The sequence below is a fragment of the Pedobacter yonginensis genome, from assembly GCF_003173595.1.
Lineage (GTDB): Bacteria > Bacteroidota > Bacteroidia > Sphingobacteriales > Sphingobacteriaceae > Pedobacter > Pedobacter yonginense.
The window spans coordinates 76,192-97,746 of the sequence record NZ_QGNZ01000004.1; the positions used below are offsets into that span (position 1 = coordinate 76,192).

19 protein-coding genes are annotated in these 21,555 nt (G+C 41.3%); 11 read left to right on the forward strand and 8 right to left on the reverse strand.

The features are described from left to right. Nucleotides 1-2 precede the first annotated feature (2 nt). The 3 genes from mobC (at nucleotide 3) to DHW03_RS15270 (ending at nucleotide 4,585) form a co-directional block, all read left to right on the forward strand. Nucleotides 3-2,051 (forward strand): conjugal transfer protein MobC, encoded by a 2,049-nt coding sequence (gene mobC / locus DHW03_RS15260; RefSeq protein WP_109926716.1) that lies wholly within the window; start codon nucleotides 3-5, stop codon nucleotides 2,049-2,051. Nucleotides 2,052-2,592: 541 nt separating this feature from the next. Then, nucleotides 2,593-4,032, forward strand: a complete 1,440-nt coding sequence (locus DHW03_RS15265) for a hypothetical protein (protein ID WP_109926717.1) — start codon at nucleotides 2,593-2,595, stop codon at nucleotides 4,030-4,032. A gap of 1 nt (nucleotide 4,033) precedes the next feature. Continuing rightward, complete coding sequence (locus DHW03_RS15270; RefSeq protein ID WP_109926718.1) at nucleotides 4,034-4,585, forward strand: hypothetical protein; 552 nt, start codon at nucleotides 4,034-4,036, stop codon at nucleotides 4,583-4,585. A gap of 179 nt (nucleotides 4,586-4,764) precedes the next feature. Here the strand turns inward: DHW03_RS15270 and DHW03_RS19345 are convergent, their stop codons facing one another. From DHW03_RS19345 to DHW03_RS15285, 3 genes are all read right to left on the reverse strand, one after another. Further along, nucleotides 4,765-5,034, reverse strand: coding sequence for a hypothetical protein (locus tag DHW03_RS19345; RefSeq protein ID WP_109926719.1), 270 nt, complete (start codon nucleotides 5,032-5,034; stop codon nucleotides 4,765-4,767). 106 nt (nucleotides 5,035-5,140) lie between these two features. Beyond that, a complete protein-coding gene (locus DHW03_RS15280; RefSeq protein WP_109926720.1) occupies nucleotides 5,141-6,193 on the reverse strand; it encodes a sensor histidine kinase in 1,053 nt (350 codons plus the stop codon). 326 nt (nucleotides 6,194-6,519) lie between these two features. After that, nucleotides 6,520-7,128 carry a LytR/AlgR family response regulator transcription factor gene (locus tag DHW03_RS15285; protein WP_109926721.1) on the reverse strand — a complete coding sequence of 203 codons (609 nt, stop codon included), beginning with the start codon at nucleotides 7,126-7,128 and terminating at the stop codon, nucleotides 6,520-6,522. Nucleotides 7,129-7,462: 334 nt separating this feature from the next. On the opposite strand from DHW03_RS15285, the gene DHW03_RS15290 reads away from it, so the two are divergent. The 3 genes from DHW03_RS15290 (at nucleotide 7,463) to DHW03_RS15300 (ending at nucleotide 8,998) form a co-directional block, all read left to right on the forward strand. Further along, nucleotides 7,463-8,038 (forward strand): Crp/Fnr family transcriptional regulator, encoded by a 576-nt coding sequence (locus DHW03_RS15290; RefSeq protein ID WP_109926722.1) that lies wholly within the window; start codon nucleotides 7,463-7,465, stop codon nucleotides 8,036-8,038. 74 nt (nucleotides 8,039-8,112) lie between these two features. Next, on the forward strand, nucleotides 8,113-8,538 hold the full coding sequence (locus DHW03_RS15295; protein WP_109926723.1) for a MauE/DoxX family redox-associated membrane protein: 426 nt from the start codon (nucleotides 8,113-8,115) through the stop codon (nucleotides 8,536-8,538). 112 nt (nucleotides 8,539-8,650) lie between these two features. After that, on the forward strand, nucleotides 8,651-8,998 hold the full coding sequence (locus DHW03_RS15300) for a DUF6520 family protein (RefSeq protein WP_109926724.1): 348 nt from the start codon (nucleotides 8,651-8,653) through the stop codon (nucleotides 8,996-8,998). A 46-nt stretch (nucleotides 8,999-9,044) separates the two neighbouring features. On the opposite strand, the gene DHW03_RS15305 is transcribed toward DHW03_RS15300, so the two are convergent. The 3 genes from DHW03_RS15305 to DHW03_RS15315 are packed head-to-tail and all read right to left on the reverse strand — an operon-like array spanning nucleotide 9,045 to nucleotide 14,226. Continuing rightward, nucleotides 9,045-10,409: a RagB/SusD family nutrient uptake outer membrane protein gene (locus tag DHW03_RS15305; protein ID WP_109926725.1), complete on the reverse strand. Its 1,365-nt coding sequence runs from the start codon at nucleotides 10,407-10,409 to the stop codon at nucleotides 9,045-9,047. A 17-nt stretch (nucleotides 10,410-10,426) separates the two neighbouring features. Next, the gene (locus DHW03_RS15310) at nucleotides 10,427-13,618 is read right to left on the reverse strand and encodes a SusC/RagA family TonB-linked outer membrane protein (RefSeq protein ID WP_109926726.1); all 3,192 of its coding nucleotides are present in this window, start codon (nucleotides 13,616-13,618) and stop codon (nucleotides 10,427-10,429) included. After that, nucleotides 13,615-14,226, reverse strand: coding sequence for a TlpA family protein disulfide reductase (locus DHW03_RS15315; protein WP_109926727.1), 612 nt, complete (start codon nucleotides 14,224-14,226; stop codon nucleotides 13,615-13,617). The genes DHW03_RS15310 and DHW03_RS15315 overlap by 4 nt, the downstream gene beginning before the upstream one ends. A gap of 552 nt (nucleotides 14,227-14,778) precedes the next feature. On the opposite strand from DHW03_RS15315, the gene DHW03_RS15320 reads away from it, so the two are divergent. The 4 genes from DHW03_RS15320 to DHW03_RS15335 all read left to right on the forward strand — a co-directional run bounded on the left by DHW03_RS15320 (nucleotide 14,779) and on the right by DHW03_RS15335 (nucleotide 19,163). Then, a complete protein-coding gene (locus DHW03_RS15320) occupies nucleotides 14,779-15,018 on the forward strand; it encodes a helix-turn-helix domain-containing protein (protein WP_109926728.1) in 240 nt (79 codons plus the stop codon). A 719-nt stretch (nucleotides 15,019-15,737) separates the two neighbouring features. Continuing rightward, nucleotides 15,738-16,733 (forward strand): hypothetical protein, encoded by a 996-nt coding sequence (locus tag DHW03_RS15325; protein ID WP_109926729.1) that lies wholly within the window; start codon nucleotides 15,738-15,740, stop codon nucleotides 16,731-16,733. 649 nt (nucleotides 16,734-17,382) lie between these two features. Then, nucleotides 17,383-18,138, forward strand: a complete 756-nt coding sequence (locus DHW03_RS15330) for a hypothetical protein (protein ID WP_109926730.1) — start codon at nucleotides 17,383-17,385, stop codon at nucleotides 18,136-18,138. 2 nt (nucleotides 18,139-18,140) lie between these two features. Beyond that, the gene (locus DHW03_RS15335) at nucleotides 18,141-19,163 is read left to right on the forward strand and encodes a hypothetical protein (RefSeq protein WP_109926731.1); all 1,023 of its coding nucleotides are present in this window, start codon (nucleotides 18,141-18,143) and stop codon (nucleotides 19,161-19,163) included. A gap of 13 nt (nucleotides 19,164-19,176) precedes the next feature. Here the strand turns inward: DHW03_RS15335 and DHW03_RS15340 are convergent, their stop codons facing one another. Together DHW03_RS15340 and DHW03_RS15345 are read right to left on the reverse strand one after the other, a co-directional pair. Further along, a complete protein-coding gene (locus tag DHW03_RS15340; protein WP_109926732.1) occupies nucleotides 19,177-19,629 on the reverse strand; it encodes a hypothetical protein in 453 nt (150 codons plus the stop codon). 33 nt (nucleotides 19,630-19,662) lie between these two features. Further along, the gene (locus DHW03_RS15345; RefSeq protein WP_109926733.1) at nucleotides 19,663-20,712 is read right to left on the reverse strand and encodes a DNA/RNA non-specific endonuclease; all 1,050 of its coding nucleotides are present in this window, start codon (nucleotides 20,710-20,712) and stop codon (nucleotides 19,663-19,665) included. A gap of 249 nt (nucleotides 20,713-20,961) precedes the next feature. On the opposite strand from DHW03_RS15345, the gene DHW03_RS15350 reads away from it, so the two are divergent. Continuing rightward, entirely contained in the window at nucleotides 20,962-21,549 is a 588-nt protein-coding gene (locus DHW03_RS15350) for a hypothetical protein (protein WP_205941019.1), read from the forward strand. Nucleotides 21,550-21,555: the final 6 nt, after the last annotated feature.

A 21,555-nucleotide genomic window follows, 5' to 3' on the forward strand; every position in this document is an offset into this window, starting at 1 on the left:
TTATGAATACAGGAGAAGACTCGACCGGGCTTAGAAAGATTCTGGACTTAAGCCGGATGATCAGTGTTTTTTTACTCGGGCTGCATTTTTACATCAGCTTCTATACCGTGTTCTGTATGCTCGGCTGGCGCGCACCCATTACCGATAGGGTCATAGGCCACTTATATGTTATGCCTGTATTTAAAGGCTGGTTCTTGCCAAAGGTGGCCTCCTTGGTCTTTCTTTTAATATCGCTTCTCGGAGTGAAGGGAAGAAAGGACGAAAAAATAACTGGCAGGAAAATATCCCTTGTAATGTTCGCCGGTTTCCTATTGTATTTCGGGGCATTGTTGCTTCTTTATATCCCTATTAATACTTTTTTGATCGCCTCTGTGTATATCTTTTGTTCACTCGCTGGCTTCCTTGCCATTCTTGCAAGCGGGACCTGGGTTTCCCGCAGGATAAAGAACAGCCTGAAAAAAGACATCTTCAATAGCGAAAACGAAACATTCCCACAGGAAGAAAGACAGCTGGAAAACGAGTACTCGGTCAATCTTCCTGCAAAATACAGATACAATGGAGAAAATAGAAATAGCTGGATCAATTTTATAAACCTTTTCCGTGGCCTGCTCGTATCCGGAACGCCCGGCGCCGGTAAATCTTACTTTGTAATTCGCCACGTTATCGAACAGTTGATGAAAAAGGGTTTCTGCATGTTTATATATGATTTTAAATATGACGACCTTTCCAGGATCGCTTATAATGCGCTTTTGAAAAACTATGATAGGTTTCCCGTTAAGCCAAAGTTTTATGTCATAAATTTTGACGACCTGAACCGTACACACAGGTGCAATCCACTGGACCCGGCCGCAATGGAAGATATTACGGATGCTACAGAGGCGAGCAGGACGATAATGATGGGTCTGAACAGGGACTGGATCAAAAAACAGGGTGATTTTTTTGTCGAAAGCCCGATCAATTTTCTTACCGCCATCATCTGGTATCTAAAAAAGTATAAGGACGGCCGATACTGTACTTTGCCCCATGTAATAGAACTTATGCAGGCGGATTATGACCAGTTGTTTAAAGTGCTGCAGACACAGGAAGAAATAAAGGTGCTGATCAATCCGTTTATCAGCGCCTACCAGAATAAAGCCATGGCCCAGCTGGAGGGACAGATTGCCTCAGCCAAAATCGGACTGGCCAGGCTTTCCTCACCACAGCTTTATTATGTTCTTAGCGGCAATGATTTTACGCTGGACGTAAACAATCCGGATGAGCCAAAGATTATTTGCATTGGAAACAATCCACAAAAGCTTCAGGTTTACGGTGCGGTTCTTTCGCTCTACATTTCGAGAATGATCAAGCTCGTGAACAGGAAAGGCCAGCAAAAAAGCGCCCTAATATTCGATGAATTTCCGACCATATATTTTAACAACATGGACAGCGTAATCGCAACCGCCAGATCAAACAAGGTGGCCAACATACTTTCGGTTCAGGACTTCAGCCAGTTAAAGAAGGACTACGGCTCCGAGCAGGCCGATGTAATTACCGGGATTATCGGCAATATCATATCGGGTCAGGTAACCGGTGCAACGGCAAAAAACCTGTCAGAAACATTTGGCAAGATCATGCAGGACAGGCAGAGCAAAAGCATCAACAGCAATGATATTTCTATTTCGCAAAGCACACAGCTCGACTATGCCATTCCAGCATCCAAGATATCCACGTTATCCTCCGGCGAATTTGTTGGGCTGGTTGCCGACAATCCTGAAGAGCAGATTAGACTGAAAATGTTTCATGCCGAAATACAGAATGACCATTCCAAGATGGCAGAGGAGGAAAAAGCATTCAAACAGATTCCCTTGGTGAAACAGGTATCCCTTGAAGAAGTTAAGGCAAATTATGATCAGATCAAGATGCAGGTCTCCCAGCTTATTGAAGATGAACTTGGGAAAATAAATGCAATGTCCGAATCAAGGGAAAATTCGGACACAAATAGATCGGGAAAAAAACACAAAGAAAAAAAAGGAAATAGAAATGCAGACTCTGTAAAGTCTGTTTCCATGTAGAGATCAAAACTCTATTCCTGCTTTTGAAATTACCTTATAATTTCCCTTCAAAGATTTATCGGACTACAATAGTAAAAAGTAGAGAGATTTTCTAGACCTGACATCCGATATCGAATGCACTGGTCTTTATGTTTACATTCGCCTGTAGCAAGAGTGAGGTCAGTGTTATGCCGGGGAATCCGGTGATTGGAATTGTCATCGGGTTTTCCCTAAATGTCGGAACATCTTAATAGGCTAATGATCGGATTTTTGAAAAGATTTTTTTGTTTTTTTATAAGGTCTGATAGGTTTGATCTCTTTTTTTAAAGTGGATATACAAAGAAATTTATCAGCATTTAGTTGTTTAACTACAGCTAAAAATCTTTCGTCACGGCTGGAGTTCCTTTTGACAAGGATAATGTGGTTTATGACCCTTTTGACAAAGTCATAACCTGTTAATGCTATTTTCGCCCAAAGATTTCCGGAAAATATCTTTAAAAACTATTTGACGTACAATTGCTTTCATAGCATATTGTCGCCCTTATCAATAACAAACTAAAAAATGACATTAAACAATCTAAAAACACAACTCTCTTTCTCTTTATTTATTTTACTGACATTAGGCTCGATACTTACCGGATGTAAAAAGGAAATAAAAAATAAACTTGAGATTCCCGTAACCAAATCAAAGATATTTGCGGACAAAAAAGAAGCAATGGCATACGTCAATGCGCAGCTAAAAATATATGCCATTGCTTTTGCAGAAATTTCCAAAAACCCGGAAATAAAGGCTCTTGTACATGATGAGGTCGCAAAAAGATTTGACGGCGACGATAATGTGCTGATCAAAACCCTGTTCGCACGGGCAGAAAGCAAAGGGATAGACCTAAAAGGCATGTTTAGGTCTTCCCTCAAAAAAAATAAAATAAATTCTTCGGTTGAAGATTTGCTGACATCATTGAACAACCTGCAATTGATATCCGACAAAAGCAAAAAGAAAACAAATATCTATCCCCAGATTTATATTCCCAATTTTGAACGGATTTTGGTCAGGCCTGATGTCACCTCCAAAGTACAAAATAAGAATCTGGGAGAAGTTACATCTTCCGCTCTAAAGGACAAGGTTGTAGCGACACTTCCTATGGATCCGATAGACCCTAATGCCCCTGTCTATGACAATCCGATAATGGTGCCCTATGATGGTGATGAAAGTTATATTCCTCCCTATTATTATGGCTACACTTTCCAAAACAATGGGCTATTTATCGATAATATCGAAGTGACCGAAACAATGGCCGATAACCACGAGGTTTGGGCAATTACGCCGAACGAAAGCGGGCTGGAAGGAGTGCCTGGAGAAGTAATGGGCGTAACCCCTCCCACTCCAAATGAAGCTACTCAGCTAGCCTACATTCAATACATGGCGATCCGGGACCATAAAGAATCCTGGATCAAAGGCGCCAGCGATGTTTTCATGTCTTGGACAATGAGCTGGGAAGACGGCCTCAGGCCAGCTACTGGAACATACTCTGCAACTCAGCTTGAACTCAAATGGACAGAATTCGATGGGGGTTATCCCTATACCTATTCAACCGATGAAATGTCTATGGGTAAATTTACAAGAAGAGAGGTTAGACGTGGTAAGGAATTAGAGATCAATATGCCATACCTGGTCATTGGCCATCCCCAGGCCTGGGTTACAGATGCCTGGGTTTATAATAACATCAGGGAATGGTTTCCGAGCAAGGGGACACACATTTATTACGTGATCTATGAACGGGATGCGTGGGTGGATTATTTTGAGGACGTGCCTCTCCACCAGCCGCTGAATGTCACCAAAAAAATTGTTTCAGTTCCCGTATATTCGAATAATTCAATATATTGCTCCGGTAATATAAGGATTGCCGCAATCGGTACGATGATGCCGCAAAATAACAATATAACGCATAGAACCTACGTGAACATTCCCGAAATCGCATTTACCGCCTACAGTAAACCCTAATATGAAAATTCTAAAATCTATCTTTTTCCTTTTATTTGTTCTTGTCCATATTTCCAGCGCTCAGAAAAAAAACTCCGTTTATGTTGAGCTTGGAGGAAATGCAGTATTCTATTCCTTCAACTATGACAGGATTATCCAATTGTCAGAGAAGCTTAAGATTGCCCCAAGGGTAGGCCTCATGTATCTGCCGTTGTCGGATATTAAAAGCAACAAAACATATGGCGATTTCAATATTCCGTTAGAACTCAACCTACTTTATGCAAAAAACAGTGAAAGTAAAAATTTTGGGGAATTTGGTGTTGGGTTAAATCTGATCAGTATGAAAAATGGTTATACAATAGGCCCCGCTGACGAGGTTGTAAGAAACAATTCTAAGCTGGCTAGAGTTACTACGTTTAGAGCGGGATTCAGACATCAAAAACCCCAAGGCGGTCTTATGTACAGGATAGGATTGCTTGTACCCATATTGCAGGATGAGTTTTCCGAAAAGAGGGTAGGTGATGATATTTTTTACCGTCTTTATGGCGGTCTTAGTCTCGGGTGGACATTTTAAATCCAGAAAACCACAGTGCCCGAACGAATAAAACGTTCGGGCATTTTTTTGAACATTGAAATCGTGGAATAATTTTGTATCAGCCAGATTGATCAACATTTTAATGTGCATGTCAGATACCCGATAACCTGCATATATCCTGAATCAAAGTTTCGTCAGAATCCTTATTGCGATCTTGATTATTCCGTAGGCTCAAAGTACATCATATTGTTTTCCTTGTACCAGAAATTTAATGCACCGTACTGTTCGTGCTCAAAACAGATCTTCTTTAATCTGGGGTAACCGGCTTCTTTTAATATTCCAACAAGAGTATTTCTGCGTTTCATTAGGCTGCGGGTAGATCTGGAGATTTCCTTTTCCAGTTGTTTAATAGCTAAGTGTTCATCTATTTTGGCCTGTAACTGAACAGAAGTGATTTCGTCCGTTTTTTTTAGTTTGCGATAAACCAATTTTCTGGTTTTGAGTTCAGTTATACTTTTGAAGCGCAGTGCTTTTGATGTAAAATTTCAGTAGCTGTTTTTGTAAATTCATGAGAGGGCATTGAGGAGGTTAATATTAATTATAGATCTTTAGTTTTGTGATAAAAAGATTGTCCGTGAATCCATAAGAGAAGCTGTGCTTGTCAGAGTAGTGATGAAGCAGCCTCAGGGTAATATTTTTCAGACCTATACTTTTTCCCGGTTTCGAAGCCAGATCGGGAACATTTGCAGTTGTCAGTTCGAGTTTATTTTCGGTACACAGAATGCTGATCGATACGGGAAAGTCAACATTGCATAAGTCACCATGTTTAAAAACGTTCTCGATTAGTGTAAGCATGATAAACGGGACAACAGGAAAAGATTCGCTGTAAATTTCTCTTTTGTACTTCATAGAAAGCGCATTCCCAAAACGCAGACGGATCAGGTTTATCATATTATCAACCTGCTCCATTTCACGGCTTATCGGCACAGTTTCTCCATTGGTTTCGCTCAGCGCATAATCCATTATCTCTGATAAGCTCTGGATCGCTGCCACCGCAGTCGAGCTGTTTTTCTTCGCGGCGAATTTTATGAAACTTAAGGTGTTGAAAAGCAGATGCGGGTTGATCTGTGAGCGCAAGAACTCTTTTTCTACTGTCAGCAACTGGCTTTTTAACTGCTCCAATTCAAGAGCTTTATTCATCTGCTCCTGCTTGCGATAAAGATTGCGCTTGAAATAGTAATAACCGGTGGCGTAAAAAATAAAAAAGCTGCCTCGCCAGATCATGCCTGTGAAAAACTGCAGATTAAGATTTAAGGGCTGTTTTTTTACGTGGATATATTCAAGAAAAAAACCGATTACAAGAAAGCACAAAACATAAACCCCAACCTCTGCGATAATAAAAAGCGGCGTCAGCCAAAAAGATGCTTTGGCTTTGCCGAATGACCTCGGAAGGATCAGGAGCGCATGCGAGTAGAATAGTGAGATATTCAAAAGATACGAAAGCAGGTAATAATAAAAGCTGCTCCAGTGGTTCGTTAAGATCCTGGTAACGAGAACTTCAAAAACAATATAAAAGCCCCAGCAGATGAGGTGGACTTTTACTTCTTTTTTGTGACGTTCAAGAAAGTCATATAATATTTTCTTCATAATCTATAATAAAAATGTCCAGCCTTTTCACGCAACCTAAAATTGGCCATTCACTAAAGAATGACCATTATGAAAAACTACAAAACACTTCGCCTAAACAAAAAAACAGTTTTTATCTATTCCCGTAGAAAGCAAAATGCCCTTGGACTGCAGACTGATCCGACAACAAGCCTGACCGTAACAGCAACCGTTACCGACACCCATACAAGATAATCATGGATTAAGTGTTCGGCGCTGCATAAAGTCAAGGAAAGCATCTCGGTATCCGGCACCAATATCGAAATGCTGTCCGTCAGTCAGATAGGCCTGATTGCCATCGATATGGTCTAAATAGTCCAGGGATATAATTTTGTTTTCGAGATCCTGAAAAATTTATTTTTGTTTGCCAGCTTCTTTTCAATGCTTTTAAGTCCCATATACGTCACTTTCATCCCATGAATCGTACTTATGTTTACATAATTGAGCATGCTCGATATGTAAATGATATTGTTGTATTCAATCCTTATAAAGCTGTTTTTATGGCTTCCCTTCACGAAAAGAATATTGTCTTTTTCGTCAAGCCGTATAATCTTATTCTTCTTTGCAAAAACCTGATCGATTTCCTTAATGAATTTTGATCTGCTCAGCGGCTTTAAAAGATAACCTGATGCCCACACCCCGAAGGCATCTTCAGTATAATGCCGGTGTGCTGTAATATAAATCAGAAAGCTGCAATAAGCATTCAGAATTTTGCCCGCTTCGATCCCGTCAATGTTGGGCATGCTGATATCCGAAAAAATTATGTCCACTTCGCCAAATTCGCGCAGAAAGTTTATGGCGTCAGTTACGTTTCTAAAGCTCCTTGTCAGTTTGAGGCCAGGCGTGATCTCTATAAGATCCTGTGCCTCTGAGATGGCATGTTCTTCGTCATCGATAATAATACAACTGAGTTCCATATAAGTATGATTTCGCTAAAATTAGATTATATAAATGTAAGATAAATTAGATTTTATTCATCTTAAAAAATCTTCAATTTGTATTTCTGTTCAAAATAAATTTGATATACCCGAACGTTCATTTGATATAATATTTGCACAACAATATATAATAAAGTTTAAAACAGATTATCCGTAGGCTACATTGACGTCAGAAATTATTGTTTAACCGATCATTTTGGTCATCGTTCTTTATGTAGACGACATGTCTATGGATACAACAAAAGGGAGCCTTACGGTTCCCTTTTTTTATATCCCACAATGAACAGGACTGCAGTGATCATAGTCATTTATTATGGTACAAGATTTATTGTTTAGATCCCTTAAAGAAAAATTGGACAGTTTTCACGCGCCCTCAAAACCTTTTTTGGATGCGGTTTATCCTATATTGGAAGAAGTGCATATGCCCAAAGGCAGCATGCTGATCAAATCGGGTCATAGGCCTAAAAAAATATGGTATTTATATCAGGGCTATGCCAGAGAGATAGGCCATGATGAAGACAAAGAGCGGACAACCTGGTTTTTTTCTCCAGGCGATTTTGTATATGCCTATCCATCTTTTTTCAGCCAGCTCCCCGCTTTCCGGGATGTTGAAATTATCAGCGATAGCATTCTTCTTGAAGTCAGCTTTCAAAACCTGATCCTTTTGCGCCATCAGTTTGAGGAGCTCGTTGACTTGATTGATATCGCCCGCGATTTCTGTGACATGGAAAGGGCCAGCCTTGTTTCTATGCGGGAAACCTTGAGCGCTAAGGAAAGATATGGTCGGTACTTCAATGACCACAAGCAGTTGTTTAATTTTGCCAGGCACAAGGATATTGCCAGTCTTTTGGGAATTAAATCGGATGGATTTCGTCGTTACAACGCCTGATCATACGAGAAAATAAATTATTAATCGCGTACATATGTACGGAATTCTAATTTTTTACCCATGTAGCTTTGGGTATGAAAACAAATGTTTTTACATACTTATTTGCTTCGCTGCTGATTCTACTTTTTGTACTGACCGGCGTTGAAAAAGTTGTGAAATTTCAGGAGTTTAAAGCACAGATGTCACTGCAGGTTTTTGACAAAAGCATTTTACCTGTTGTTACCTATTTCATTCCCATCGCCGAAATAGTTTGTGCAGGAATGCTTCTGTTCGCAAAATCCAGATTTGCCGGGTTTTACCTTTCCGCCTTGCTGATGTTGGCATTCATGGTGTATGCTGCACTGATAGTCCTTCATCTATTCGAAAACCATCCGTGTCCCTGTGGAGGACCGATAAAACATATGAACTGGCGCTTCCATCTGGTCTTCAACTCTATCTTTCTTTTGTTTGCGGTCTTGGGTATAATATTCACTATCAAAGAAAGGAGGCTGGAAAATTAACGATTTATGCACAATCAGGAGGTCAGAGTGGCCTGCCGGAATTAATTATTAAAATAAATTTTTACCTAAACTTTTTCGCTTGCTTTTTCAAGGTAACAAAGCATCCTTAAATATGAAAAATTTAAAAATAAAATTGCCATTTTTAGCCCTTTTACTTGGATTGGGTATTGTATTTGTTCAAAGTGCTTTTACGTCCGTAACAGATAAAAGGGCCAATACCTACTGGCGTTATAATCCTACGGATCCCGCTTTGAGCTACTCGGGAAGTAACTATTCGCAGATAACCGTTCCAATTGATCAGGTAGAATGTCCAACTGGCCTGGATGCCATTTGCGTTTTCGAGGCACCCGAAACCGTAACCAGTACTACACTTTTGGATTCCTATTTACACACAAATTTTGCAGATGCAAACGCAGTGAACAACAGCAGCAATGTAATCCGCAAAAAAGAAGGTGACTAGCATTTCTCCTTAAAAATGCCCTTCAGAACCTGAAGGGCATTTTTTTTTATCTTGGATTTTGGGCTATCCCGGAAAGTTGTATAATGTCTTCTGGTATGGCTATGGCGTAACGCAAGGAGTTTGGTTCCAGAGTATAGGTGGCCTGGTTAAGTTTACGGGTGAGGGTAATCCCGTCCCCTTCAGCATTCCACCGCTTAATATCCATCCAGCGCAAACCGCGAAAGGGTAATTCCATCCTTCGCTCTTTTTTAACCAGCAGTAAAGCTTCAAGGATGCTGTTTGCCTGCAAGGCGGTATAAGCAGATGCCTTCAGCCTGCTTTTTCGAAGTAGGTTCAGATCCGAAAGTGCTGCGCCAATATTTCCAGCCCTGGCCAGGCATTCTGCCCGGATCAGCAGGATTTCATCGGTTGCGAGGCCACTGAAAAATCCATTCGCCCCGTCATAACTGCCCTTAAAAACCCAGTCCAGGGTTCCTCGCTTGTATAATACCGTTTTCCTCAAGTCGTTATCGGCATAAAGCGCGTAAAGTTCGGGATTTATATAAGCCCTGCTTTGGAGGATCTGCCCGGAAGGGATGAGCTTGCTTTCAAAAATGACTTCGCTGTTGAGTCTTGGGATAGGAAAGTCGCTTGCCGGATTTAACAGATTGTAGTCCATGAGCGCTGAGCTGAGCTGAAGGCATGAGTCTGCATATTTCAATGCTCCGGCGAAATCATCCTTATAAAGAAGGGCACGGGCAAGCATTCCGTAGGCCGCACACTTTGAGGGTTTGTAAGGGGTCTGCGTTTTGGCAGGAAGCAAGGGGATAGATGATTTGAGGTCTTCAACAATCCGGAGAAAGGTTTGTTCCAGGTTTGGACGTACAGTGGGGATATTAAAATCCGGGGACTGCGGTGTGGGTATGCCGAGGGTGCCCGAAGCTTTCGCGGCATCATAATCCAATGCCCATGCATTCGCGGCATTCAGAAATTCCCGTCCCCTGTGGAACAGTGCTTCGCCCCGGATTGAATTCAGGCTGGCGGCTTCGCTGCCATTTTTTTTCAGTGTCTCCGCATGGTCCAGGGCCAGGTTGGCGATGTACACAATTGAATAGGTATCTGTCCAGGAATTGAAGGTGGGGTCAAAGGTGTTGGATGGCGCCCAGATGTAGAGGTTTCTTTCGGTTTCTTTTCGGGCATTGAACACCGCATCGGTCAAATAGGAATCATCCGCGCAGACCTGCGTCACGGACTGATCGTTTTCATTTATCTTAAGGTAATTGTCGAGCAACGCCTGTATGTCCTGGGCGCTGGTAATGGTCGCGAGCTTGCTGTCCGGCTTTTCCTCCAGAAATTTTTTGCATCCGCACAGTGCGCTAAGCAGGCAAAAGATGAGTAGCAGTCTTCGTTTTGATTGATGTTTATTTTTCATAAATTTTCTAAATAAGGTTAAAAACTTAATCGTCCCCCCAGGGATAAGGTTTTGGAGGGAAGGATGCTGTTTGTGTTTGCATAGTCCGGATCGATCTTTTCTTTATTGTCACGCCACAAAATCCCAAGGTTTGCCGCATTGCCGTAAATTTCCAGGGATTTGATCCGTTTGCTGTGACCCTGTTTTATCAAGGGATAACTCAAGGTAATGTACTGCAAACGGATATGGTCACCCCTGGAAACCAGTACTTCAGACCCCAAATAAAAATTATCCCTGGCATTTACGCTTGGATAGACATAGGCCGGCACATTGGTTGTTGCCTCATCGCCCGGTATTTGCCACCTGAGCGCATAATCCGAATGGCCACCGGCACCGGAATTCAGACTGCTATAGTTAATGGAATTTCGCCTGAAATAGTATCCGAATTTATAGACCAGCTGTACAGTCAGGGATATGTCCTTATAGGAAAAAGTATTTCCCAGGTTTCCATATAACGTTGGTACGGCAGAACCATGATAGACCAGATCTTCCTGTTTCGAGCCGGTGCCGGTGATGAGTATGTAGTTTTTGCTCGGTTGACCCTCCAGAATACCCACGGGGTCACCCTGGTTATCAAGGCCATTCCATTTATAAGAGAAAATGGAATAGACCGGCATCCCCACAATGGCGCTGACCATACCTGGGGTAGCACCCACATAATCACTTCCCCTGGTTTTCTGGGTATAATAGTCCGTGATCTTATCGCGATAGGTACTCAAGTTCAGTGCCGTTGTCCACTCCAGCCTACCTTTCAGGTTTACCGAATTCAGCCTGATGTCCATACCCGTTCCTTTCATCGATGCAACATTTTTGGTGATTATGGCACCCACACCTGTGGTATAGTCTACAGGATAGGGTCCGAAAAGATCAGTGCCCCTTTTAAAAAACAGCTCTATGCTGCCACTCAGCCTTTGCCTCCCCGCACTGAAATCCAGTCCAAAATTGATCATCCGCACAGTTTCCCACTTCAGCTCGGGATTCAGGTACCGGTCAATAACCGCCGTCTCACTTAAGGTATAAGGGGATATCACCGAATATCGGATAGTAGTTACCGCTGTCTGTGATGGACTGATGTTTCCGCTGAAGCCATAACTGCCCCTGAGTTTAAGAAAATTTATATAATCCTGGTTTTTAAAGAAAGCTTCTTCGGACAGCAGCCAGGAAGCGCCGGCCGACCAAAGCGGCTTCCACCGGTCATTGGTCTTAACGCCGAATAAATTCGATGCATCCCGGCGGATGCTCCCGTAGACGGAATATTTTTGCCTATAGGTATAATTCCCGTTGCCAAGCAGGGAGACGTAGCGGTTGTTGGTTCCCGATCCGGTTACTCCGTTGGGAATGAAGCCCTGCGTTGAGCTTATCAAGGAAGGATAGGAATTTGCATAGTCAACATTGCTACTATTGAGTGTTTCGGGATTGTATCCATACATCCTGAAACCATAACTTTCACGCCTGGCTTCCCGCACTTCCGCGCCACCCAGAAAACTTACCTCACTTTGCCCGAAAATACGGTTATAGGATAGCTGGCCCCGAAGCCCATAAGAGGACAGCACCGCATTTGACTTATCGTCAATCGCACCCTTTGGCACCTTGTAGACCAGTGCCGAAGGAGTGATCTGTGTATAAGTGTTTATCAGGTTCCGGGTGCCGTAACTGCCCAGACTCTGCAAAGTTTGAGTTGAAGTGTTTTGTCTTTCGAACTGGCCTTTGAGATCAACGGCGAAACCCTTCCACTTATATTGCAGGCCTGTATTGATGGTTACATCCTGCGCTTCATTTTCTGTCTGGCTGTTTCCCCAGTCTGTCAAGGGATAATACTTCCAGTCCAGCAACCGCTTATCCAGGGTGGACAGGTAGCTTAGCCTATAATCCCTTGCCAAGGGGAGCGCATTTCCCGATTCATCAGCGAGCTGCAAATAGGGGTAGGCCCTTCCGCCAGGTCCAATGAGGTCGAAGAAGCCCGGTTTTCCGCTTTTCTGGTTCGAGCTGGTGTAACCTAATGAAGTGTTGATGGTCAAGTTTTTTAGCGGGGAATATTCTAAATCGAAACGAAGGTTCAGCCGGTCACTTTTTTCTTCCAGATTGCCTTTGGCTCGGTCATAACCAGCGCTTCCTATCCAGCGGTAATTACTGCCCCCTGCATTTAGCGATAACGCATATTGCTGGGCGATGGCCTTGTTGTATATATATTTTGAAAACTGCTCCCTGATGTCCTGCTGCCGAAAACCATCAAGCAAAGCAGTTTTTTGTTGCGCCGTCAACGCAGTGTTGTATAGGGTTTCAACGACCGGACTTAGTGCCGGACGGCTGCTGGAGTTATATTCTGAGTCATATTTTCCGGCAGTAAACAGTCGCTGCTCGACATCTATGAAATCAGAAGCGGACATCAGTTTTAGCATTTTTAAATCTGGCTCGCCAGTTAGCGTCGTATTGAGGTTAAGGTTTGCTGAAAGCGGGCTGTTCAGCCTGCCTTTTTTTGAGGTGATCACGATGACCCCGTTTCCTGCCCTGACGCCCCATATCGATGCCGCCGCGGCATCTTTGAGAATGGTTATACTCTCAACATCATTCGGGTTGATGTTTTCGAAATTTCCTTCATAGGGGAAATTGTCCAAAATAACCAGTACATCCCTCGGCCCGTTAATCGTGCTCAATCCTCGGATGCTCAGCCGGCCCTCTGAATTGATGGTCCTGTCCACGCTTACCCCGTTGCCGATGGCTTCAATTCTGGAAAGCAGATTAGGCCCTACCTGCTCGTTGAGTTTTGCCCGGGAAATCTGATCGAATGAGCCTACAGACCTCTCTTTAGTGATGGTTTGATAGCCGGTGTTGATGGTCACTTCATCAAGCTGATTGTTTGCAGGGCTCATTTTCAGAAAGATACCAACTGGGTTATTCAGTTCGATAAGGGTGTCAAGACTTTGATAACCAACTTTTGAGGCGAACATTCTTATCGTTCTTTCTGCAAGGGTAAAGCTAAAATGACCGGACTTATCGGAGACCAGGGTTTGGACTGGACTGGTAAGTAATCTGATGTTTACTTCAGCCAACGGTAACCCGCTCTCACGGTCGACGCATTTGATATTGTTTGTGGTTTTTTCCTGCCCGGATACTTTCAGAGATGATAAAAAACAAACAATAACCAGAATTGGGATGATTATCTTTCTCATTTGATTTGCTTTTTAGCTTTTTCAAGTTTCTGTCTGTACTCCCTGTTTTCCAGGATTATTTTTTCAATGGCCTTCGCTTCAAGAAAGTCACTTCCGGTGATGGCAAGGATTCGTCCATCCTGAATCCAGATGTCGTGGGAGAGTTGGGCGTAGGGGAACATTTTTGTTAGCGATTCGTCCTTGATAATTGTTGCTAAATTATAGGCAATGAAGGGTTTGAATTTTCCATTAAGTACATTCGCTATCTGGTCCAACCGGTCTTCGGATTTTACGGAATTGATGGGAATTACGGCTAGTTCATCCGGGTAAGCACGTTGCATACTATCGAGCATTGGGAGTTTTTTTCTGCATACCGTACACCAGGTGGCCCAGAAATCCAGGATAACCAGTTTATTTTGGTGTGCCTTGAGGTTTTGAGTAACAGTCTGGCCCTTGCTGTAAAAACTATATTGCCCTTCCCAAAAAGTTTCCGGGAGTTTCGCGCCAAGGATAAACTGCTCGGCGGTACCTTTTCCGGTTTGGGCATGCTCCGTTACCGGATTTTGACTATTCGCGTTAAATTTTAGGCATAGCAATGCCATTACAATAAATATTGTTGATTTTTTCATGTTATAAGTTTTAGTTAGTTGAGAAGATACCGCTGGTTAACGGCTTGAAAAAACCAGGTCGGGAGCCATGTAGAAATTATTGATCATTAACCGAATAACATAGTGATCCCGCCTGGTAAATGATGTTACTCCGGAGCGCAGATTACAAGAGTAATGAGAAGCATAAGTAAATTCTGTCGTATATTTTTCATTGCATAATCATTTGATGACATAATGCAATGAAACTTGAAAGATGGTAATAGGCCACCCTCCGTACGCTACAATACCCCCTAGGAAGGGCTTGAACTAAGTTCAAGAGCACGCAATACGGAGAGTGGCCCATTTCTACAAATATATAGAAAATGGGCATATCACTCACCTATTGCCTTACGTGCTTTAAGATTTCCTAGGTCTATTGTAGCAAGGCTTCGTTGAAATAAATGCCAAAATAAAATTAACTAATTTCCAGTTTAAAGGAAGCCACTGTTAATCAATTATATAAAGGTAAAAAAAAAATCTATATGTGTCAATATTGACACGATATATTTTTTTATATTATTTCAAATTCAGATCATGAAATCGGAATTTGAAAAGACATATAGTAGGATTGGTAAAAACGTCAAGTTTTTAAGAAATCAATTAGGTTGGTCTCAAGATGAACTAGCGAGTTATTGTAGCGTAAATAGAGCGAAAATAAGTAGAATCGAAAATGCTCGTGCTGATTATATGCTATCCACGCTTTTAGAAGTTTGCAACGCACTAAAAACTAATCTAGAAGAAATAATAAAATTACAGCCAACTGCGGAATATTAAGAATTATACTTGAAGGGCTGGCTAAAAAATTTCAAGATTAAAATTTAAGATGATACACAAAATTTCTTTGCAATAAATTATAATACTTGGTTTGGCATACGTTATGGAGAAACATCTGAGTCTTTGACGAATACAAAATCATTCTGCAATGCTTTGGATAGATTATTAGCGAGGTTTAATTAAGATTGCTTTGGGCCTTTAAAAATGTTTTATTAAAATTATCGAATTTATAATGAAGGACCTTTGGATTATAAAACGGTAATAAGAAAGTAACGGATCCAGAATATTCTTTTCATAATTGTTGGAAATGGCTTTCAAAATAAATTAGAATACTTTGCCTAATAATAAAATGTTAGGCTAAAAGACTTAGAATCTTTTACTCCAGTCCTTCATCTAAATAGCTAAACCTTTTTCCAAGACTAAAGGAATAAAACTTATCACCGTCTTACCAAATTTAGGGCGTATCGAAGAAAATAATCTTATATGTCTTAAATAAAAGTAGAGACTATGAAGCTAGTTAATACTTTGTTGCAGCAAACCATAGCTTATAACTATAGTATTTCCTATGGGTAATAATATAGCAGCTTTACGAGGAGCCACTGAGCAAAGCTCTACTGAAATTATTTGCGAGCAGATCGAGGCGCGCTACGACTGATAGCGCAACACTCTTCTCAAAATATAGTAACTTTATGTTTTTCAATTTTCTTTCCTAACCACTCATGAACTTCAAAAACCGAACTCTTACTCAAATAGCGGACATGATCTGCGGTAATTTTTTACAGACTGAAAGCTATTTTCGATATAGGAGCAGTAAGTTTTTAACTGATTTTTTTTACGATTGTGACACTGATTATGACCATGATGGATCTACACGAGGCATTTGGGTAACCGAAACGCTAAAAAAAATATTACAGGGACCCAACAGCGAACCGAACATGCCGGCAGATGGTTTCCTGAAGGTGATCCAGGTATTAATGGATCGGTCCGATGCCACCAATGAGGACAGCAGTAGGAAGAACGCATTGGAGATGTTGAACGTGGAATTATCCAGAGAAGGATTCGAGGCCTTTTATGCCGAAGACCGCAAATGTTACTTAAAGCACATTGCATCGCAAAAGGTGCTTAAACCTTTTGCCAACCCACATCGCCCATTTTCAAACGTAGAGGCAAAAAAGAAAGAGACATTGGTTGCTTACCTGAATGGTTGTTCAGAGGACGAACTGATCGAAGATATTCTGCTACCTTTATTGCGACAATTAGGCTTTTACCGGATTACTGCCGCCGGTCACAAAGACAAGGCACTGGAGTATGGGAAGGATATCTGGATGAAATACATGTTACCAACCCAGCACATGTTGTATTTTGGTATACAGGTTAAAAAAGGAAAACTGGATGCGGCAGGTATGTCTAAGAGCGATAATGCTAATATCGGCGAAATTCATAATCAGGTTACAATGATGCTGGGTCATGAAATTTTTGATCCAGAGATCGGAAAAAAAGTACTTGTAGACCATGCTTTTATCGTGGCCGGTGGTGATATAACCAAGGCTGCGCGCAATTGGCTTGGAGGGAAACTGGATGCTTCCAAGCGGAGCCAGATCATGTTCATGGACCGTGAAGATATTCTGAACTTGTTTATCGTCAACAATTTACCTCTACCGGAAGCGGCGCTGCCCGAGCCAGCAGTTAGCGACGATGACGATCTGCCATTCTGATCATTTTAATATCTTGATATTCATCTCATCCATGACACTGTTTGCGTTAATAATCAATACAGACAAGGTGTTTGAAAAAATACCTGAATAATTCTTACACGGGGAAAAAGATAAAGCGATCCTACGAATTCATTTCGAAGTCATTGAATAATTACACCTGCTTGTGCTTATACCATGATAGTCAAATGCAATGATGCTATTTCATTTCTTCTGTAATACCGTAACAAATACTTAACGGAGCAAAATTTCGAGTTTTCAAAAGTAGCCCGTAAATTGCTTCTGTAAGTCAGAAAAGCATATTTTGCCTCATGTAAGGACGTTAGGCTAGAAGATATTAGAATGTTTTACTTGTTAAAATCTTTTCATACACATCATTCACCCGTAATATCAATCCTCGTTATGCCTCTCAACTTGAGACTGCCGAAAGCGGGGTGCATATCATTCTGGTACATGAAAGTTGATTGACTAAGGCCGTTGAAAAGATCATAGCAGTGCCAACCTATACGGTGCTGGCAGTGGAATTTGGCAGGGTAACGGAGAAAGAGGTGAGCCCTATGTTCGTAAAATTCTTAGCAATGCACTGTCTGGTTTAGCTGTTTGCAAAGAAGCCAATTTTATTATAACTAATTTGCATGGAAAATAATCAGATATGAACTATAACGTCTACATTCAATCTAACAATGGGGAAACCAGTTTTCTGGATATAACTTTACAACAGGCAGAGAAAATAGCAAATGTCTATAAGCAGGAAGAAACTACTTTTACTTTGAATTATGTCGAATATGGGTTTAAAAGGATTCACAGAATCGCATTTTTTGAAAATCGGGATGGCCATTCTGCTGAAAAATTGGAAAGCTGGATAGAATCCAATACCAGCTTTGGACTTGAACCGCAAATGGATCCGGAAACCATGAAAACCTTTGGAGCCGAGGTTACTTCTGAATTCGTCGAAGATCAGAGCTTTGGCTACGAAAAAAACGTGGCCTTAAAAAGAAAGCAAGAACGGGATGATTTTTACGTCAACCCATCAAGGATCGAAGAGTTGTCGACAATAAAGTCTTCCTCGTTCGACCTTGGAAAATTAATCCGGTTGTGTGAAGAGCTGAACGATAACTGGAAAAAGGAAAATTTTTATTCTGTCGGTCTTATAGGACGAAGCATAATCAACCACGTCCCGCCGATATTTGGCACATTTACAAAGTTTGAACAGGTCGTTGCCAACGGATCAAATTCTTCCTTTCGTAAAAACGTGAATAGTCTTCATGAGTCTTTGCGTAGCATTGCGGACAGCTATACCCATCATACCATCAGACGAAAGGAATCGCTTCCAAATGAACAACAGGTAGACTTTCGAGCGAATCTCGATATATTACTTGTAGAAATCATCAGAATTTTACATGTTTAGAGATGAAAAATTGTGCACTCTGTCTTGAAAAAGAAGCTAACGATACTGGCTCTCACATTGTACCCCATTTTCTTCTTAAACGTATTTTCAATGTAGCAAATGCAAAGGGCCGGGATCAGGAGCTCAGTTTCAAACTAACAGCATACGATGTCGAAACACATTTTGGCAGGGGCGTAAATCCCGACAAGCTGGATGAGGTTTTCGGAGAGTTGACCGACGAAGAGCTTGAAGAGAAAGCCATTGCACAGATGGTTGTCGACAATGAGTGGTGTACACTCTGTGAAAAAAAATTCGCTATTCTCGAAAGTGCATATGCAGAGACATTGAAAACAAATTCCGAAGAAATTTATCAGAGTACCGACCATGCGTCAATGGCGTTTATGTTTTGGCTCTCTATATTTTGGCGGGCATCGATAACTGCCAATGCCGGCTTTTCCCTTAAGTCCAATGATCAAAAAACTGCACGTATTCTATTGCACGATTATGACCCCACTAGTGCTAATGAGGGATTTGCCGGCAAGCATGAACATGCGCTGTCCAATGTGAGCTACAAAGTTTACCGATGCCCTGAATACTCTAAGAAGAGGGGTACTTTCTTGTATATGGCGCACCAAACCCAGCCCTATTCATTTCTCGTGGACGAATTTGTTATACAGATGTACTTCCAAGCGAAGCACATGAAAAATAGCAGCCAGTTGTTCTTCGGTTTTGAAAAGATTAATGATGCCCCTTTCAATAGCTTTAGCCAGGGCGAATCGGTACGGGGGCTATCTGAGGGAGCCTTTGGCTCCACCATGGTTAACTTCGTTGAATTTTACAGGACCATCAGATTAAAGGTGTATGACAACCTGCTAAATAAAGTTCACAATAAATTTGGTCTAAGGGGAACTATAGTTAGTGCGATCAAAGACGAAATCCTTGGACAGGTTACTGCGGATACCACAAAGCTCGGCAGAAAATATACGATGGAGGATTTTGTGAAGTGTACAATTACCGTCTTGAAGAAATATGGACTCAACCCTTAATCGTACCATGTATTCATTGTTCAACCTTGTAGCTCGATGTGCAGGTTGATCGGTAGATCTTGAAATCATTGAAATACGGGATTAGATTATCAAACTCTAGTAGCCTTTTTTGGGCTTTGTCCCATGCATCAATCTCACGGAGGTATTTAGCATTTGTTCCTTCTATCAATTCTTCTCCGGTAGGTCTATCCTGTATCAGATGCCCGTATTCATGGAAGATTGACCACAGGATATTTAGCCCAGTTTTCCGATCTCGAACTCCTATGAATAGTTCAAAGTTCCTTGTTCGTGAATTAAATGGTGTCTGTGCCAGATAGGAAGAAATTCTGCGCGAATCTATTATTATGCTTGCCCCACCATCGTAGAATTCCGATAATAGTTGATCGATAACCTGCTCGAAAGGTAAAAGATCAGGAGCAGCTGCAATCAGTTCCCGTATGGTACTGCTTTTCTTTGATTTCAACATCTCTAATGGTTCAGGATAATGCGCTTGTCTTTCTTACAGTGCGGCTAGAAATGGGCTCCATTCAAATGTATTCATTAGCTTCCTGAATTCATGCATCTTAATGTTTTTTGAAGCGTTGGTTACAAGGGGCCTAGCAGTCAGTTGAGGCTTATCCTTGAATTCATCCACTTCGTTAAGGCCAAAGCTGATCCCGGTTTTTTCTTCGATAAGGCTGATTTTTATTTGGGCAGCCAGGAGTTCCTTCTTCTGAAAAAGCCTTTCGATGTCTTCCTTCCTCAGTGTAGGCTGGATATCTTTTACCATCGCTTCCAATGTAAGTGGTTTTTGTTTTTCGAGCTTTACCAGGTAGGGTTCCTGGCTCATGATAAAACCTAGCGCGCTCAACTTTCCTTCTTTTTCATAGACAAGGATTTTCCAAAAATTCATGGGTGTCAATAGGCCGTTGATAATCTTAGCTTTATTAAAGATTGGGCCTGCAAATAAGGTGAGATTGTTGTCTTGAAAAATACTTCTGGCAATACAATAATCTTCAAGGTAGTTCCATACCACACCATTGAAGTAAGGTATTTGAGGGCAACAGTTGGTGTAATGAAATGTATCTCCAATGGCAATTTTGGAAATTTCTTTTGTATCCCAGGCCGGGTCAAAATAACGCACCATATGGCCCTTTGCTAACCCAGTTTTGAGATAGTCTTTGCTGCCATATTGGAAATCCTCCTTATCCGCCTTAATTCGATCATCTTTGTCCCAGGAATCGCTTCCCCTTTCTTCATGGATCATTCCAAGGACATTGGTTTTACCATAGATGTTTACCGCTGTGTAAAACGGTAGCTTTTTTGCTTTATTGAATGCGATACTGAAATGCGTATAATCAAGGATTCGGGAACCATTTAACCCAATATTTGATAACACTTCGGCTACATCTTGCTCTTGGCTACTGCTCAATACTGGTAAATTAAGTTTGATACCCAGAAAACTTGGGTCATATCCATTCCTCTTATCTAGCTTATCAGTATGGATCGCCTGCTCATATATTAGATTCGTTTTTGCCTTTTGGTTGAGCGCGATTTTAAAGGTTGTCATAACGTTAATTTTAAAGCAAGATACTAAAAAATTGAAAGACGTATACTAGATCTGTTTATGCTTTAAAGCGTCGAAACTTTGACAATAGTATCCTGGTTATAAAATAGCCAACAATGATGTTGGATGGCTTGGCAAAGCTGTTGAAAGAAAAGTAGCATGAAAAGTTCAACAAATTAAAGTAATTATATATTTACTTTATTTCAACTATAGTAAATATATGATTACCTTTGTAAGGTAAAATTTTTTTATATGAATTGGCACACAAGATTTAAGGCAATGAAAACAGCATTGGGTTACACCAATGCTGACATAGCAGAAATTACAGGTAATACTCCAGACAGTATCAAGACCGCTACTCAGCCTAACAATGAGATTCCCAGATGGTTGAGGTTAGCGATCGTCGTCTACGAGTCAACATTGAATTCCGATAAAACTTTAGAGGTCTTGAAAAAGCAGGACAAAGAGGGAATAGAGGCATTCATCCGGAGGAGGCTGGCTTTCGATGATTCGCTGATTGCCCAACTTAGGTATACCGATAAATCTGATATCGGCAAAGAACACAGGAGGTTTGAGATGTCGGGATACGAGAACAAAAGAGGTCAGTGTGTCACTTCTAACCAAGCTATTTTGAACGAGTTTGCAGACCTTGGTATATATGACTATACCGATTACCTGTTCTTAGATTTTTATAAGGGCCATGGAACTTTATATTTTAGATATTTCAGTAGCCATGAAAACGAGCAGATCGAACTTGGGGGTTATGGAACGGTAGATATTATTTACTACATTTTTGAAAAGACGATATTTAGCGACAAGGGCGAACGAAGAAGGATTTAAACATAT